The following is a 16,417-nucleotide window of genomic DNA, read 5'->3' as shown; positions in this document are numbered from 1 at the left end:
TGGCAAGAGGCGGGGGCCGGCAGGATGAACGGCCGTCCTTCCGCATTCATGCCTAATAGCGATCCAATACGAGGAGGTCATTGCTTATGAAAGTCACGCTTGAGAGAAAGCCGTTTAACGAGTTTTGGATGAATTGTATGCTGAATCAGGCCTTCTCTATAGCGGCCTCGGCACATCCCAGCTACAAAAGCGCCGCTTATTTGAACATCTACCGGTACTACCCTTGGGAAGCCGCTACGGATCGCGATTTTCGATATCCGACGATAGACACATTATATTATTTGGACGATTGGATGAAGTTTCCGCTGACCAAAGTGATTAAGCTGATTGAGCCGGGGCATTTCCGCGACAAGGAAAACTTTACGGAAGAAATTAAGGAAGTGCTGCGCAGCGGGCGCAATTTAAGTTTAAACGTCGACTTGTACTATTGGCTGCCGGGCAGCATGGCTTGGCAAAAGTTCCATTGGTACCATTACTCCTTGTTTAACGGATACGATGACGAGCGCAACACCTTTTTTGTCATCGACGATACCCTTGCCGGTTACAGTGAGCACGAAGTGCCGGAAAACCGGCTTCGGAAGGCATTTATGAATTCGGAGTACAACATCAGCAGCAGCTTTACGGGTCCTGCCTACTACGTGTACAACCTGCATTCCGATTGCGAGCCGTATGAGCTGAAGCTGGCGGAAGTGGCGGAAAATGCCGAGCGGCTTGCCCGCGAGCTTGGCGAGTTTTCGATGGAAGGCATGTGGAACGTCGATACCAGTCCCGACAAATATCAATCCCATATTACGTACGCGCTGATTGGCATTAACATTATCGGAAACCGCCATACGGCTAACGAGGGCTTAATCCGCACCATGCAGGAGCAGAAGCTGATGAGCGATTCATTAAGCGAATCGCTTATGGTTCAGTTGCGGGACATTCAGGATGGCTGGAACGGCATTAAATCGGCGTTCGTTAATCATAAGTTTGAGCGGGGCAGAGAATTGAAGCTGGCTGAAGGATTGCTGGCGAAGGAAAAGGCGTTTTGGACAAGCCTTGTAAACGGGGCATAAAGGGCAAGCGGAAGCTTGCCTTTTTCCCCCTGCTGCTGCTGTTATCCCGGTAATCTATAGCAACCTACGAAAGGTGCGATACGATGAATCCAATGCCAATGTTATGTTTGCCGTATGCCGGAGGATCGGCCCAATTTTACAAAAGGTGGACCAATCCGCTGCAACCATTCCTCACTCCCGTTCCGATTGAAATGTCTGGGAGAGGAAGCCGGATAGAGGGCCCCTTAATTGATGATGTTCATAAAGCGGTGGACGATTTGCTTCCCGCTATTATTCCGTATACCAAGCAGAGATACGCCTTGTTTGGGCACAGCATGGGCTGCCTGGTCGCTTTTGAGCTGATGCACCGTTTACGGCAAGAAGGGCTTCCTTTGCCTGAAGTGGCTTTTATGTCGGGAAGAGGAGCTCCTCATCTATTGGATGACAAGAGAGACATGCATTTGCTGCCGGATGAGCAGTTTGTGGCGAAGGTGAAGGAGATGGGCGGCACGCCCGATGAGTTTTTCCAGCATCCCGAGCTGCTTCAGCTGTTTTTGCCCATTTTGCGCGCTGACTTTAAGCTGGTTGCCGATTATCGGTATGCGCCTCGTGCTCCGCTGCCGATCGATTTGTTTATTTTAAACGGAGAAAGCGATACCGGCCTGATTGGCGAAGCGAGGGATTGGCAGCGGCATACGACGGGTGTTTGTGAAACCGCTCAGTTTTATGGAGGCCATTTCTATTTGCATGAACCGGTAGGAGAACTGACCGGATATATGACCCGAGTGGCAAGACGCGTTCCGGCTGGTGCGGCAGATTGATTTAATGAATGTACAGGAGGTCCATAAATGATGAATAAGGCAAGTCATTCCCCTCATGTGGCAACGGCTGAGACCGCAGCAGAGGCTCGGACGCTTCATTCCGCATTCGAAAAGCAAGCCGGGCTCCGTCCGCAGGAGACGGCCCTTATTTGGGATAACGGCGCGATTACTTTCGGGCAGCTGAATGAGGAAGCAAATGAGCTGGCTGCCGTTTTGAAAAGAATGGGAGTCCGCCCGAACATGCTGGTAGGTCTAATGACGGAGAGAACGAAAGAGCTTGTGGTCGGCATTCTGGCCGTCTGGAAGGCTGGCGGCGCGTATGTGCCGATTGAGCTCGATTATCCTGCGGAGCGCGTCCGTTATATGTTGAAGGATGCGGGCGCTCCTATTGTCCTTACTCAGCGGCATTTGCTGAATAGACTTGAAGAGTATGCGGGCATAACGGTTTGTATGGACGCGGAAGTGGAAAACGGCGCTGAGCTTGATGCGAAAATCGCCGGGAGCGATAATGGCGAGAACGGGAGGCTGCAAGACGACGAGCCTTCGCAGCGGCTGGCGTATTTGATCTATACATCCGGCTCCACGGGCAAGCCAAAAGGGGTTATGATTCGTCACGATCATGCGCTTTCGTTTATGGAGGGAATGGCGGAGCATGTCGGGTTTGAACCGGGCAAAACGATTGCAGCGCTCGCAAGCGCCGCGTTTGATGTGTCCATTCACGACCTTGTCATGCCTCTTCTCTACGGCATGAAAGTGGTGCTTGCGAGTGGAATTCAGCGCCGCGATCCGCAAGGACTGAACTTGCTCATGGCGCGTCACGGCGTTCAAATGATCGTGACCACTCCGCTTCGGCTCCAGCTCTTGCTTGGAGAGGCGGATCGAAGCGGAATGGCGGGGCTTACCGATATCATGGTGGGAGGAGAGCCGTTTCCTCCTACCCTATGGGACCAGTTAAAGGACTTTCCTAACCTTCGCGTCTTTAATGTATACGGGCCTACCGAAACGACAGTATGGTCGACGGTTCAGCGGGTGACGGACGGCAATCCCGGAATCGGCAAACCTCTTGCCGGCGTGAAGACATATGTGCTGAACGAAGAGGGGGGCCTCGCCTCGCCCGGAGACTCTGGGGAGCTTTATATTGGCGGCAATCGTCTGGGGGTCGGATATTGGGGCAATTCTGAGCTTACAGATAAAGCCTTTGTGAGGAGTCCGTTTGTCCCGGGCGAGCGCATCTATAAAACGGGCGACCTAGTCCGGTTGCTGCCGGACGGGAATCTTCAGTTTTTGGGACGCAAAGATTTTCAAGTGAAAATTCGCGGTCATCGGGTAGAGCTGGAGGAAGTTCAGGCCGTTTTGTCTTCGTTTGACGGGATGAAAGAGGCTGCCGTTCTGCTCAAAGAGAGGACGAGCGGAAATGAGCAATTATGCGCTTACTATACAGCGCAGGAGGTTTTTCCTGCGGTGGATCTCCGCGCTTTTATGGCAAACCGCTTGCCGGAATATATGGTGCCGTACCGCTACATTAGGCTCGACGTTATGCCGCTTACGACCAATGGCAAAATCGACCGGCCGGCGCTGGCTCTGATCGACACGGATGCAGGAGATGACGGGCACGAGCAATGTGCGGACATGGAGGATCATTCGGCCGATCTGGAGACGGAGCATGAAAAGGCGGTCGCTTCTCTCTGGCAAGAAGTATTGGATACGGGCGGCTTCCGCGCTTCGGACAGCTTTTTTGAAGTGGGGGGCAACTCTATTCTGCTCGTGACTTTGTACGGAAAAATTGAAATGGCTTACCCGGGCCGGGTAACCGTTGCCGATTTGTTCAGCAACGCCACTGTACGGGGGATGGCTGCGCTGCTTGACGCGCCTGAAGCGGAAGAAGGCGATTTGAGAGACTTATCGAGAATGAAGGGGATTGTGCTCCCGTCCAAGGAGGAGGATGCGGCCCTGGAGAAAACGCGTTTTGCCGCGGGCTGTCTCGATTTGACGTTGGATGGGACTGTGGCCGGACAGTTGGAGCGTGCTGCGGCGAGATGGGATGTGGGGACGCCGGATATTTTGTTGTCCGCATACCTTTACGTCTTGTCCGATCTCGGCATGACGGATGAATTGTCCATTTTGGTGAAGGGCAGCGAACGCGACCGGATGACGCCTGTGGAGCTGAGCATGACGCAATTTATGGATGGGGACGAGCTTGTCAGGGAGGTTCGCCGGCAGCGCAACTCATCGCTTTATTACAGTCTGGACACTTTGGCGACCGCCGCTCGGTTCCGCGCCCCAGGCAGAGGAGTTATTCCTTGGTTTTCTCTCGTGGATTCCAGCGCTGCCGACGGCTTTATTTCGCATATTGGCCTTGCGCTTGAGTTTCAAGCGGATGGAAACGATATCGTGTTGATTTGCCAATACGACACCTCGCACTTGGGGGAAGAAGAGATGGCGGAATGGCTTGACGTGTTCAGGCAATCTCTTGCTATTCTGCTTGAACAGCTTGGAGAAGGAGGTGGCGGCGTCGATGAATAAGCTCGCACTCCTCTTTCCTGGACAAGGCTCGCAATATGTTGGTATGGGCAAACAATTATTTGACAACTATTTGGTCGCTAGAGACGTCTTTCTAGAAGCGAATGATGCTATGAACATGAATTTGTCCGAGTTGATGTTTGGAGGCAGCATGAAGGAGCTTACCAAAACGGAATACGCCCAGCCCGCTATTTTGACTTTGGGAGCAGCGATGTACCGTGTCCTTCGGGAGGAGACGGGGGCGGCAGCACATGTCATGGCGGGGCATAGCCTAGGCGAAATAACGGCTTTGAGCTGTGCGGGCGCCATTCCTTTCTCCAGCGCTGTACGCATCGTCCACCGCAGAGGAGCGCTCATGCGGGATGCGGCCGCTCAAGGGGGCGGCGCCATGGCTGCCGTCAATGGACTGTCACCTGCGGAAGCGGCCGATGTATGCGATTATGTCGGATCGTCTCTGCTCGGAGGTACTGAGGTTGTCGTCGTATCCAATATCAATTCGGATGATCAAATCGTCATCTCCGGGCATAAGCGGGCGGTTGAGGAGGCTTCGAAGCGGCTGAGCGAACTCGGAGGAATGGTCATTCCGCTTCAAGTGAGCGCGCCGTTTCATAGTCCGCTTATGGCGCCTGCAGCTCTTCAGTTCGAGGAAGAGCTTCGGAGCCATTCCTTTTCACCGCTGCTTTGCCCCGTCATATCCAGTGTCACCGGCTTGCCCTATGAAAGCGCGGACGACATCTCTGCTACGCTCAAGGAGCAGCTGACCGCTCCCGTCAAGTGGACGGCGGTTATGGCGCATTTGCTGAATAGCGGGGTAACGGAAGCGGTAGAGCTGGGACCTAAGGCCATTTTGAAAAAGCTGGCGGATTCTTTGCAAGGCATTACGGTGATGGCGTTCGATCATGCTCCCGATGCGGAGCTGCTGCTGAAAGCGACGCAGGAGGAGCGGTTCCCGCTCGATTTTGTTATCCAGTGTTTGGCGATCGCGACCAGCACACGAAATCGGAATTGGGATACGGAGGCCTATCGGCGTGGGGTTGTGGAGCCTTACCGCAGCGTGCAAAATAGGCTGTACGGTCTTCAGCAATCCGGTCGGGCGCCCGCATGGGAGCATATTGAAGAGGCCTATGGGATGCTCTTATCCGTCTTTCAAACGAAAAACGTTCCGCAAGAGGAGCGGCAGCTGCGCCTAGATCAACTGTTTGGCAAGGAAGGCGTAAATGGTCCATTCGCGTCTAGGCTGATGAATCAGGAGGCCATTGCAAAATGACGGGTGCCGTTGCCGAGGAAACCGTCTGGTCCAGCTCTGGAGATGAAACTTCCAATTCTCCCGTTCGCATTTTGCAGCAGCTGATTCGATTTGATACAACCAATCCTCCCGGCCATGAAGAAGCGTGTATTCGTTATATTGAGGGGCTGCTCCAAGATGCGGGCATCCCATCGGCCATTTTGGCCAAGGAAAGCGGCCGCCCCAATTTGATTGCCCGCCTGCCGGGCAGCGGAGAGGCTCCCCCTTTGCTCCTGTACGGTCATGTTGACGTTGTAGATACGACTAAGCAGGAGTGGAGCCGCGATCCGTTCGGCGGAGAACTGGAAGACGGCTATATTTGGGGAAGGGGGACTCTGGATATGAAAGGCGGGATAGCGATGATGCTTGCCGCCTTTATCCGGGCTCATCAAGAGGCCGTGCCGCTAAAAGGGGATATCATCCTAGCTATTGTAAGCGACGAGGAAGCCGGAGGCGATCTAGGGGCCGGTTATTTGGTGGAGCAGTTCCCTCATCTGTTTGAAGGGGTCAACTATGCGATCGGCGAATTTGGCGGCTTTACTTTCCAATCGGGAGGAAGGACGTTTTATCCGGTCATGGTAGCAGAGAAGGGGCTTTGCTGGCTGAAAGCGACGATTCGCGGCGACGGCGGACACGGGTCGCTTGGCCATCGCGACGGCTGTATGGCGCAGCTTGGCGACATGCTGCAATGGCTTAACCGTGTAAAGCTGCCCGTTCATGTGACTCCGGCGGCGTCCCTTATGATCCATGCCATGGCCGACGCGCTCCCGGCCGCAAGCGGCTTTCTTCTGCGCCAGCTGCTGCGTCCCGGCTGGACAGGCGCCGTACTGAAGCTGCTCGGAGACAAAGGGAAGCTGTTTCAATCGCTGCTTTATAACACAATTAGCGCTACAATCGTTCGCGGCGGGGAGAAGATTAACGTCCACCCGAGTGAAATCGAGGTGCAGCTGGATGGCCGGCTTGTGCCGGGCTTTACCCCGGAACAGTTTATCGAAGAGCTGTATCAATCGGGCCTTAGCCGCAAAATCAAGCTTGAGCTGCTGCTGCATGATCCCATTCCGGCCGCTCCCGATATGGGACTGTTCCCTCTTTTGTCGGAAGTGCTGAAGGCGGCCGACCGCGATGCGATCCCCGTTCCCATGCTGCTTCCCGGCGGTACGGACGGACGTCATTTTGACAAGCTGGGCATTCAGACATATGGGTACTTGCCTATGCCTCTGCCGGAACAATTGAATTTCACATCGTTGATTCATGCGGCGGACGAGCGTGTTCCGGCGGAGTCGATCCTCTTTGGAGCGGAAGCTCTGTATCGGGTGCTTGCGCGTTATGGGGAAACCGACCTGCGTAAATAAGGAAATGGTTTGAGTTAGTCTATAGAGATAAAAAATAGAGGATAGGAGTGGTGGGCGAAGTGAGTGCCGAAATTATCGTACTGAAAATACCGTCCATCATGGAGACGGATCGTTACAATTGGCTGCTGGAAGTTGTTTCGGAGGAGAAGCGGACCAAAGTAAAGCGGCTTAGGCTGCTGAAAGACACTCATCGCACGCTTCTTGGAGAGGCGCTTGTCCGTGCGGCCATCGTCAGCCGGCTGGGATTGTCAAACGAGCATATTCGCTTTGTTGAAAATGAATTCGGGAAACCCGCCTTGTGCGGCTTTGAAAAATTTCAATTCAATATCTCCCATTCAGGAGATTGGGTGGCCGTGTTTCTAAGCGACGTTCCTATCGGAATCGACGTGGAGGAAATACGCCCGATTGATACGAACATAGCGGAGTCCTATATGGCTCCGGCAGAATACGAGGACATTATGGACAAAAATGAGAGAGAACGGCTCTCTTATTTTTATGATCTATGGACGCTGAAGGAAAGCTATATTAAAGCGAAAGGCGAGGGACTTTCCATTCCGCTCCATACGTTTTCCATTTCCATTAGGAACGACGGGTCTATTGTGCTTGATCCGGCTACGGAGCCTTATTATTTCAAAACCTACGAGTTGGAGCCAAGATACAAGCTGGCGGCTTGCTCGTCGGATAACCGGTTCCCGACTGCGCTTACCCATTGGAATATCGACGATTTGCGGGTCCATTTGGAATGCGATTGGACTCTTGGCATTATGTAAGACAAGGCAGAACAGGCACGCTAAAAAAGCGCCCTTACGAAACGCGGGATGGAAGCGAGCAACATTCCTCCGGCGTATCGGTGGCGCTTTTTTGCTATGCGATCTATCGGTTTTAATCAAGCCGATTCGTTTTTTTCCTGCACGGGCTTCGGTTGAGGAGCTTGCCCTTCCGGCTCGATTTCATAACGCATCAAAGCTTTTGTAGAGGCCTCCAGCATTCGCTTGATGAAGTAGTCGCCTTCCGCCACTTTCACCCGCAAGCCGAGGAAGCGGATTTTGGACAGCAAATATTCGGCCTCGTCGGCAAGGTATTGAATATGAATGCGGTATTGCCAAGTTTCCTCGTCATACTGCACCGTTTTGTCAAAGCAGGAGAACGCCGACAAGATGCGGGACAGCTCGGCGTGATAGGCGGGCATAACCTCTACGACCGCCTTCCGTACGCGCCCGGCTAACAATTGCTGCATGCGCGACTTTGCGGCTTCCACGCTCTCGGGAGAAAGCTCCCACTCTTGCAGTGCCGTTATATTGTGCAGCTTGGTAGACATAAGCGAATGACGCCGCGTGCTGTACCAGAGCAGTGACCATTCGCGCTTGACCATGGAATATTCCAGCTTGTATGGTATTCCGGTTTGTTCCGTTTTCGTTTCTCCATTTTTGAGCCGGGTGTCCACTTTGACGCCTATGCCCTCCAAAATATGGCGGCGCAGCTGGCGCAGCAGAGGATGATAGACGTGACGTTGGCGATTTTTCCCTTTTTCGATGATGATATCTTGCAGGCGGAAATCGACTTCTTCGCTTAGCAGCTGCTTCATCCTGGATAACGTATGCGGGGCAAAGGCGTTTTCGGCCGTCTCATGCTCCAGCATCGTTTTGAGCCACGATCTCTCTTGTGCGGTAAGGGCAAAATCCCCGGTATGATGGAGTCGCGATATAATTTGATAGTTAAATATTTTCTCAAACGGATTCATAGTAGCCTTGAATCTCCTTCCATTCCGCAATCATTTCCTTGCGCAGTCCCCGTGGACCCAGCACCTCGCAGCTGGAGCCGAAGCTTCTCAGCCACGGCTTAATTTCCGTCACGCCGTTTATATCAATTTCATATACAAACGATTGCTCCGATTCCTCCGTAATGACGCCCCATTGGCCTTGAGAGAGAACTCTTTCTTTTACAAAATTATTCGGCACTCCCTCCGGGTTGAAAAAGCGTGCGACCACCTTCACCGAACGTCCCGTATCGGATACCCAGCTTTGCTCCAAACGTTCATTGACATAGGCAAGCTGATTGGCGAAAAAGGTTTCGTCGACCTCGTCCGTTTCCTCGACTTGAGTCAGTCCTTCCATCCGGAATTTGGAGAGCCCGCGCTTATCCTGATGCCCGAACAGATACCATCTGCCGTATTGATGGTCATAAATAACCCGAAGGGGAATTACGGTCATAGATACACCTTCTGTCGGCCGTTCAAACAGAGGATTCGTGTTTTGGGAGGTGTAGCGCTGATTCCGTTTGGGCGAGAGATAAAGAAACTTTAGTTTGCGACGGTTTTGGATTGCTTTATAGATGATGTAGAGATGCGCCTCGTCCAAAATACGAGAGTGAAAGTGATATTTGTACAAATGCGTCTCCATAGCTCCAGAGTCGAACCCACGCTGCATCAGCGACTTTTTTAACGTATCGCGCAGCAAATAGCCTTGAACGGAAGGTACTCCGGTGTTGGCCATCACATCGACAAAATCGTATAGATCGATGAGTTCATCGTCGGACCATTCATGCAAAAGCTCGCTTGCCGCCTTGTAGCGGTAGGGGCGTTTGGTCCCGATTTTGCGGATGACACCGACCTCCTCCAAATATTTCAGGTCGCCGCGAATCGTCTTCTCGTCGGGAAGCGGCAGGTCGTCCGGCATAGTCCCGCTGCATAGATCCAGCAGCTCCATAGCGGAACAATCCTTATCCCGCATAGCGGACATCAGCAGCGCCAAACGGACGCTTTCCGATGTCTTAAGCGACTTCGCCCGGTAAAGGAACAACAGCAGCGGGTCGGCCGATTCGTAATGGTTGTAGCGCAGCCCCTCTGTCAGCTCGGCGTCCTGCTCTGCCGTTAAGCCGGATTGCGAGGCGTTCATCATATCTTTTAAATATTTCAGCGTTTTGTCGTATGTATGGACCGAGACGCCGAGCCTTGCGGCGAATTGCTGCCTATTGTAAGCGCCCCCTGTTAAAGCGAGCAAGCGGAGAAATTGAATCTCTTTGTCGAAGCTTTCACGTGCCATCCCAATGTCACCTCTAGTAAGCCGTTTTGGCAATATGGTTTTTATTCTATCAAATGAATTTGCTGGTGGAAATGGGACGAAAAATTTACTTGGTAATCGATGCATTGCCATACTTTCACCCTGTTCGCGGCTGCTGGAATCGAGCAAAATGTAAAAAGTGTCTGGAAACGGTTCATTGTTTTGCCTGAGGAGGGACAGGAATGAAAAATATAAATGAGACCATTAAGCAGGAATTGCAGAAGCTGGAGCAAGAGGAGAACGTTCAAATCTTGTACGCCTGCGAATCGGGCAGCCGCGCTTGGGGCTTTCCGTCGCAGGACAGCGACTACGATGTCCGGTTTATCTATATTCGTCCGGTAGAATGGTATTTGTCTATCTTCAACAAAAGAGATGTCATTGAGCGTCCGATTAACGATATGCTCGATATAAGCGGTTGGGATTTGCAGAAGACGCTGCGATTGTTTCGTAAATCGAACCCGCCGCTCATGGAATGGCTGCAATCCCCTATAGGTTATGTAGAAACGAGCAGCGTTGCAGAGCGGTTGAGGGAGTTAAGGAGCGTCGCCTTTTCGCCAAAAGCGAGCGTTTATCACTACTTGCATATGGCAAACGGAAACTATCGAACCTATTTGCAGCGCGACAGCGTGCGGGTCAAAAAGTATTTTTACGTGCTGCGTCCGATATTGGCCTGTGACTGGATCATTCGTTTCGGTACTTTACCGCCGATTGAGTTTGAGAAGCTGGCCGATGAAATGATGCCGGAGGATGGCGTATTAAGAGGAATCGTCAAGGAGATGCTGGCCCGGAAGAGGGCTGGCGAGGAGCTCGATTATGAGCCTCGCATCGCGCTGCTGAACGAATTTATTGAAGAGAAGCTTACGAGTTTAGCGGAGACGGCCGCAAGTATGCCGGCTGCTGCAACCAACGCCGATGAAATGCTGGACCCTTTGTTCCGCTCCGCTTTAAACGAGGTGTGGGGCGCTAGGAGCTAATTAGAATTACATATAGAGAGAGGAAGATGGCTGTGGCTATCGTGCAACTGAGATCGACAAACCCGCAATTTTCATTTTTAATCCGGAAAAATCCGGGCGCCGGAATGGTGCTCAGAACGGTCCGACAAGGGATGTCTTACGGCTGGTATTCGGATGATTCGACGTTCAACGTTTATTTCAAGGATGCGGACAATGGAGTGTCCTATAAGCGCCATGCAAAGGAAGACTTTGAATATTTGAACGTCTCTCGCTACAACACGCCGATGTTTCCCCTTAATGCGATTACCGAATATTTTTCGTCTCCGTTTAAAGGGCTGGAAGAGAGCGATGCAGCGGGCTATGAGCATACCTTTTTTATAAATATGATCCATATGGATCGGGCGCATTATATTCCGTTTTTTCAAAAGCATATGAAAGACTACACGTTTATCGTAGAGCCGCAATCAAATAAGAGCAGTTCTCTAACGATTAGGACGGAAAAAAGCTTATATCATCTTCTCCATATGACGAGCGTGCTTTGCCTGTTCCTTTCCCTATTCGGAGAAGAATATATCGATATTTCGGAATCTATTTTGGACAAATATATCCGCAGCCTAAATGTGATCGACGCTCCCTTCTATATTCGCAGCCTGTTTGCGAGAAACTTTTTGGCGACAAGAGAAAGATTCAATCAATACAAGGCTCTTATCGAGCAAAGCGAGAGATACGAGATTAAGCTGCAATATGGCGGAACGGCGCAGCAGAGGAGAAGCTTTATTTCGGGCGTCCTTCGGTTTGATAAGCCGATTGTCGATGTGGGCTGCGGCGAAGGGTTCTATGCCATTCCATTTGCTAAAAAAATAGAGGACATGTACTACGCCATCGATATTGATGAAGAGCTGCATCCCGTCGTGGAACGAAAAGCAGCGGCCAAAGAAATCGATAACATCGCTTTGTTTCGGTCGCTTGCGCATTTTCTGGAATCGTACAACGGCGAGGGGGTCGACGTTTTGCTCACGGAGGTCGTGGAGCATATGAACGAGGAGGAAGCGGCTCAGCTTGTGCATACGATTGTTAAGGAGCTGTCATTCTCCCGGCTGATCATCACGACGCCAAACGCCGATTTTAACACGTATTATGAGTTGGAAGACTATCGCCATGACGATCATAAATGGGAGATGGGCGACGAAGCTTTCCGGCAATGGATGACGGATATTTTGGCTCGCTATGACGTGAAGTACGAGTTTGTCCCTATAGGAGACAGCGTAAACGGCGTGCATACTACACTAGGCGTAACGATATACGGAAAGGAGGCATAACCGATGATCATCGAGACGAAAATACATACGATTTTTATGCTGGTAGGGCCGTCGGAATGCGGCAAGTCAACTTTTGCCCAAGAGGTGCTCCTTCCGCAATTAAAAATGTACAACGAAGGAGCGAATGCCCGAACAAACGTGCAATATTTGGCATCGGACGCCATCCGTCAGGAACTGCTTGGTTATCCGTACGATAAATACGACCAAGTGATGTTGGAGTCGAGCTCTCATGCCTTTCAATTGCTGTTCGACAGGCTGAAGCTGGCGACCTCTTTTCCGATCAATGCGGAATTTGTTATTTTGGATACGACGGGGCTGGCGGAAGACTTCCGCGCCAAAGTGCGCGAAGCGGCGCACATGAACAACTATAACGTGGAGGTCGTCTTGTTCGATTACCGCAGACGGGAGGATTATTACCACTCGGAACGGTCCAAAAAGTTGATCAGCAATCATATTACGAGAATGAAAAAGGATGTTTTGCCTGTTATCTCAAGAGAAGGCTACGAAAATATTCATAAGGTGCGGGCCAAAGATTTTATCCATGCGGATACAGGGCTGCGCAACCCGGATTATTCGGTGAAGGTCACGGATTGGGAGGCGTACCTTTCTACGCATCTTTCAAGGGATTACAAATATATTATCGTTGGCGATGTGCATGAATGCGTTGCGGAATTGCAAGGGCTGCTGCTTACATACGGCTTTAAAGTGGAAAGCGGCAAGCTGATCGCATCGGAACAGTTGAAAAATACGAAGATTGTGCTGGCAGGAGATTGGATCGATAAAGGAAAACGAACGCGTGAGATTATTGAGTTTTTGCACGATAACAAGGATCATTTTTTATTTGTGACGGGCAATCACGAAAACTTTGTGTATAAATATTTGCATGGGGACATTAAGGGAGCGGAATCGGAAATCATCCAAAACTATTTTGACTCGATAGAAGTGCTGGAAGGCGATGCGGAGCTGCGCGGCAAATTTTATGAGCTGGCGGAGCTGGCGAAGCCGTTTTATCGGTTTAATGGCGTGTATGGTCCTTCCTACTATGTGACGCATGCTCCATGCAAAAACAAATATATCGGCAAGCTGGATGCCAATTCCGTGCGCCATCAGCGCAGATTCCGCCTCGACCGCGATGAAAGCGCGGAGCAGCAGCTGTCTTTTCTAAAAGAGGAGGCGGTGAGCAATCATCCCTTTCACTTTTTTGGACATATTGCCGCTAAAAAGGCTTTCCGACTGAAAAATAAAATTCACCTCGATACGGGCTGCGTACATGGAAACTTGTTAAGCGCGGCTACGGTGACGTTCAAACCGTTTATTAAGTCGTTCCGGTCCCTCGCCGCAGCGGTCGAAGAGCCGCTTCATGTCCTGTTTCATGAGGAAAAGAAGGTTACGCTGCGCGAGCTGGATGAAGACGCAATCAAAAGATTGCGATACAGCACTCGCCACAAAATCAACTATATTTCGGGGACGATGTCTCCGGCGGATAAGGATATGGAGGGGGGCGAACTGGAGTCGCTGGCGAAGGGGCTTGACTATTTCCGGGAACGGGGCATCTTCGATGTCGTTCTTCAGCCTAAGTATATGGGCTCCAGATGCAATCTTTATTTGAGCCGCGATGCGGATCGTTGTTACGCGGTAAGCCGCAACGGCTACAAAATAAAAGCGGTCGATATGGCGCCGATTTATGAAACGCTGCTGGCTAAGTTCGGCGGATATATGGAGGAAAGCGGCATTGATACGCTCATTTTGGATGGCGAGCTGCTGCCGTGGAAGGCGCTTGGCGAAGGGCTGATTGAAAGGCAGTTTAAGCCGATTGAGAAGGCGCTGGAGACGGAGCTGTCTTTTTTGAAGGAATATGGATTCGACGGGGCGCTTACGGCACTTTTTGAGCAATATGACAGCAGCGGCTTTGAGAAGGATCAGCATACGATGCCGAAAGCGGAATTAAGCAATAAATATGGAATGAGCGTATACCAGAACTACAAAAATGTAAAAGAGATACAGGGTGCTTACATCCCTACCGAGCAGCATGAAGAGGCGCACCGGATGTATAAGCAGCAAATGGAGCTGTATGCGGGGGACGGCGAGGCGACCTACAAGCCGTTTGCTATTTTGAAAGAAGTGCTGGAAAATGGCGAGGAGCGGCTTCCTGAGGGGCGCACATCGGAGATGTACGGATTTTTGTCCGACGATGAATATTTGGTTCTTCATTTGCATGAGGGGGACGCATATAAGCGGGCCGAGCAGTTTTTCCGGACGTTAACGGTCGAGCAGGGGATGGAAGGCGTCGTCATCAAGCCCGAGTACGAATCGCCGGGAGCGGTTCCATTTTTGAAGGTAAGAAATGAAGGGTACTTGTCGATTATATATGGCTACGATTACCGTTTTCCTCACAAATACAGCAAACTGATCAAACAAAAACAGATTGCTTCGAAGCTGCGTACATCGCTCAGTGAGCATCGTCTTGGGAAAAGCATGCTGGAGGTTAAGCTTCGGGACATCTCACCGGACAACGAGCAGTATAAGCAAATAACAGCTAATCTCTTGTTTGAGGTGGCAAAAGAAAAAGAGATCGACCCTCGCCTGTAGGGTTAGGTGGAAAAAAAATCAACCCTCGCCTGTAGGGTCGGTTGTTCTAAGGAGAGTTTACAGATGGCTTATCAAACGATAAATGGAGTCCGCGTCTGGGGCAAGCCGGAAGAAAACGCGCTGTCTCAAGCGGCGACATGCGCTGCACACGGCAATGTCGTACAAGCGCTTTTGATGGCGGATCATCATAAAGGGTACAGCCAGCCGATCGGCGGTGTTGTCGTATATGACGGACAAATTTCCCCGTCGGGAGTGGGCTACGATATTGGCTGCGGCAATAAAGCTGTGCGGACCCAGTTGCTTGCCGCGGATATTAAACCGCGTCTCGGCAGCTTGATGAATGAATTGGCGCGCAAAGTGTCGTTCGGCGTAGGCCGGGTCAATAATAAAAAGGTGGATCATGAGCTGTTCGACGATCCCGATTGGAACGTATATGCGACGTTTGGCCAAGACGTGCACCGAAAGCTGATGAAGCTGGCTCGCGAACAGCTTGGTACGGTCGGCAGCGGCAACCATTACGTCGATCTGTTTGAGGAAGCGGGGACGGGTAGACTATGGATCGGCAATCATTTTGGCAGCCGGGGCTTTGGGCATAGGACGGCCAGCGGATTTCTGAACTTGGCGGCCGGTCGGGAGTTTCTCGGAAAGGCGCCAGGGGAGGGCATGGACCAGCCGCCGGTGCTGTTCGATATGAATAGCGAGCTTGGCGATATGTATTACAGAGCGATGAAGCTGGCTGGTCGCTATGCCTATGCGGGCAGAGATTACGTGATTCAGCAGGTGCTTTCTATTGTTGGAGCGGAAGCCGACTTTGAAGTGCATAACCACCACAATTACGCATGGAAGGAGACGCATGACGGCAAAGAAAGAATGGTCGTCCGCAAAGGGGCAACTCCTTCCGCGCCCGGTCAGCTTGGTTTTATCGGGGGCAGCATGGGCGATATATCCGTTATTGTGAGAGGCAAGGATACCGCAGAAAACAGGGAGTCTTATTACAGCACCGTGCACGGAGCTGGCCGCATCATGAGCCGGACCCAGGCCGCTGGAAAAATGAATTGGAAGACGCGAAGCCGGTCAGGCGGAGCTGTTACGACGGAGCAGATGCGCGAAGCTGTCGCCAGCTTCGGCGTAGAGCTAAGAGGGGCGGGGACGGATGAAAGCCCGTTCGTCTACCGGAAGCTGCAAGAGGTGCTCGACGCGCATGCGGAGACGATCGATGTGCTTCATGTGCTGAAGCCGATCGGCGTGTGCATGGCCGGTGCCGACGAGTTCGATCCATATAAGGATTGAATCGTCGAGTGGAATAAGAAGCTTCAGCCACTTCATTTTGACGCCGTGCAGGCGCGAGAAGGACCTCCATGGTGATGGAGGTCCTTCATTTTCTAATTAGTAGTTTTTGAGTTAGCTTGACCTTGTTTACCTGGTTCTGGTGGTTCGTGTGGCATAACTAAATGGAGGGATGAGCTGGCTTTGCCGCCGGTA

The 16,417-nt window shown here is 51.7% G+C and carries 12 protein-coding genes; 10 read left to right on the top strand and 2 right to left on the bottom strand.

All coding sequences use genetic code 11. The features are described from left to right. Positions 1–86 precede the first annotated feature (86 nt). The 6 genes from ACFQZE_RS16645 (at position 87) to ACFQZE_RS16620 (ending at position 7,785) form a co-directional block, all read left to right on the top strand. Entirely contained in the window at positions 87–1,058 is a 972-nt protein-coding gene (locus tag ACFQZE_RS16645; protein ID WP_379358975.1) for a cysteine peptidase family C39 domain-containing protein, read from the top strand. 83 nt (positions 1,059–1,141) lie between these two features. After that, entirely contained in the window at positions 1,142–1,858 is a 717-nt protein-coding gene (locus tag ACFQZE_RS16640) for a thioesterase II family protein (RefSeq protein WP_379358973.1), read from the top strand. Between the two features lie 27 nt (positions 1,859–1,885). Next, positions 1,886–4,381, top strand: coding sequence for a non-ribosomal peptide synthetase (locus ACFQZE_RS16635; protein WP_379358971.1), 2,496 nt, complete (start codon positions 1,886–1,888; stop codon positions 4,379–4,381). After that, positions 4,374–5,645 (top strand): ACP S-malonyltransferase, encoded by a 1,272-nt coding sequence (fabD, locus tag ACFQZE_RS16630; protein ID WP_379358969.1) that lies wholly within the window; start codon positions 4,374–4,376, stop codon positions 5,643–5,645. The genes ACFQZE_RS16635 and fabD overlap by 8 nt, the downstream gene beginning before the upstream one ends. Further along, positions 5,642–7,015 carry a M20/M25/M40 family metallo-hydrolase gene (locus ACFQZE_RS16625; RefSeq protein ID WP_379358967.1) on the top strand — a complete coding sequence of 458 codons (1,374 nt, stop codon included), beginning with the start codon at positions 5,642–5,644 and terminating at the stop codon, positions 7,013–7,015. Before fabD ends, ACFQZE_RS16625 begins: the two co-directional genes overlap by 4 nt. A 59-nt stretch (positions 7,016–7,074) precedes the next feature. Beyond that, on the top strand, positions 7,075–7,785 hold the full coding sequence (locus tag ACFQZE_RS16620; RefSeq protein WP_379358965.1) for a 4'-phosphopantetheinyl transferase family protein: 711 nt from the start codon (positions 7,075–7,077) through the stop codon (positions 7,783–7,785). A 116-nt stretch (positions 7,786–7,901) separates the two neighbouring features. On the opposite strand, the gene ACFQZE_RS16615 is transcribed toward ACFQZE_RS16620, so the two are convergent. Together ACFQZE_RS16615 and ACFQZE_RS16610 are read right to left on the bottom strand one after the other, a co-directional pair. Further along, positions 7,902–8,756 carry a WYL domain-containing protein gene (locus ACFQZE_RS16615; RefSeq protein WP_379358963.1) on the bottom strand — a complete coding sequence of 285 codons (855 nt, stop codon included), beginning with the start codon at positions 8,754–8,756 and terminating at the stop codon, positions 7,902–7,904. Next, on the bottom strand, positions 8,743–10,056 hold the full coding sequence (locus ACFQZE_RS16610; RefSeq protein WP_379358961.1) for a helix-turn-helix transcriptional regulator: 1,314 nt from the start codon (positions 10,054–10,056) through the stop codon (positions 8,743–8,745). The genes ACFQZE_RS16615 and ACFQZE_RS16610 overlap by 14 nt, the downstream gene beginning before the upstream one ends. 200 nt (positions 10,057–10,256) lie before the next feature. On the opposite strand from ACFQZE_RS16610, the gene ACFQZE_RS16605 reads away from it, so the two are divergent. The 4 genes from ACFQZE_RS16605 to ACFQZE_RS16590 all read left to right on the top strand — a co-directional run bounded on the left by ACFQZE_RS16605 (position 10,257) and on the right by ACFQZE_RS16590 (position 16,225). Beyond that, entirely contained in the window at positions 10,257–11,048 is a 792-nt protein-coding gene (locus tag ACFQZE_RS16605) for a nucleotidyltransferase domain-containing protein (protein WP_379358959.1), read from the top strand. Between the two features lie 32 nt (positions 11,049–11,080). Next, a complete protein-coding gene (locus ACFQZE_RS16600) occupies positions 11,081–12,346 on the top strand; it encodes a class I SAM-dependent methyltransferase (RefSeq protein WP_379358957.1) in 1,266 nt (421 codons plus the stop codon). A gap of 3 nt (positions 12,347–12,349) precedes the next feature. Further along, entirely contained in the window at positions 12,350–14,935 is a 2,586-nt protein-coding gene (locus ACFQZE_RS16595; protein ID WP_379358955.1) for a metallophosphoesterase, read from the top strand. Positions 14,936–14,998: 63 nt separating this feature from the next. After that, a complete protein-coding gene (locus ACFQZE_RS16590; RefSeq protein ID WP_379358953.1) occupies positions 14,999–16,225 on the top strand; it encodes an RtcB family protein in 1,227 nt (408 codons plus the stop codon). The last annotated feature ends 192 nt before the right edge of the window (positions 16,226–16,417 follow it).

The organism is Paenibacillus sp. GCM10027627, assembly GCF_042675505.1.
Classification (GTDB): domain Bacteria; phylum Bacillota; class Bacilli; order Paenibacillales; family Paenibacillaceae; genus Pristimantibacillus.
The sequence above is the reverse complement of the archived record's forward strand: the minus strand, read 5'-3'. Positions and strand labels throughout refer to the sequence as shown.

Coding starts and splice junctions, on each gene's coding strand:
- ACFQZE_RS16645 (WP_379358975.1), top strand. CDS start 87: ATGAAAGTCACGCTTGAGAGAAAGCCGTTTAACGAGTTTTGGATGAAT.
- ACFQZE_RS16640 (WP_379358973.1), top strand. CDS start 1,142: ATGAATCCAATGCCAATGTTATGTTTGCCGTATGCCGGAGGATCGGCC.
- ACFQZE_RS16635 (WP_379358971.1), top strand. CDS start 1,886: ATGATGAATAAGGCAAGTCATTCCCCTCATGTGGCAACGGCTGAGACC.
- fabD (WP_379358969.1), top strand. CDS start 4,374: ATGAATAAGCTCGCACTCCTCTTTCCTGGACAAGGCTCGCAATATGTT.
- ACFQZE_RS16625 (WP_379358967.1), top strand. CDS start 5,642: ATGACGGGTGCCGTTGCCGAGGAAACCGTCTGGTCCAGCTCTGGAGAT.
- ACFQZE_RS16615 (WP_379358963.1), bottom strand. CDS start 8,756: ATGAATCCGTTTGAGAAAATATTTAACTATCAAATTATATCGCGACTC.
- ACFQZE_RS16610 (WP_379358961.1), bottom strand. CDS start 10,056: ATGGCACGTGAAAGCTTCGACAAAGAGATTCAATTTCTCCGCTTGCTC.
- ACFQZE_RS16605 (WP_379358959.1), top strand. CDS start 10,257: ATGAAAAATATAAATGAGACCATTAAGCAGGAATTGCAGAAGCTGGAG.
- ACFQZE_RS16595 (WP_379358955.1), top strand. CDS start 12,350: ATGATCATCGAGACGAAAATACATACGATTTTTATGCTGGTAGGGCCG.
- ACFQZE_RS16590 (WP_379358953.1), top strand. CDS start 14,999: ATGGCTTATCAAACGATAAATGGAGTCCGCGTCTGGGGCAAGCCGGAA.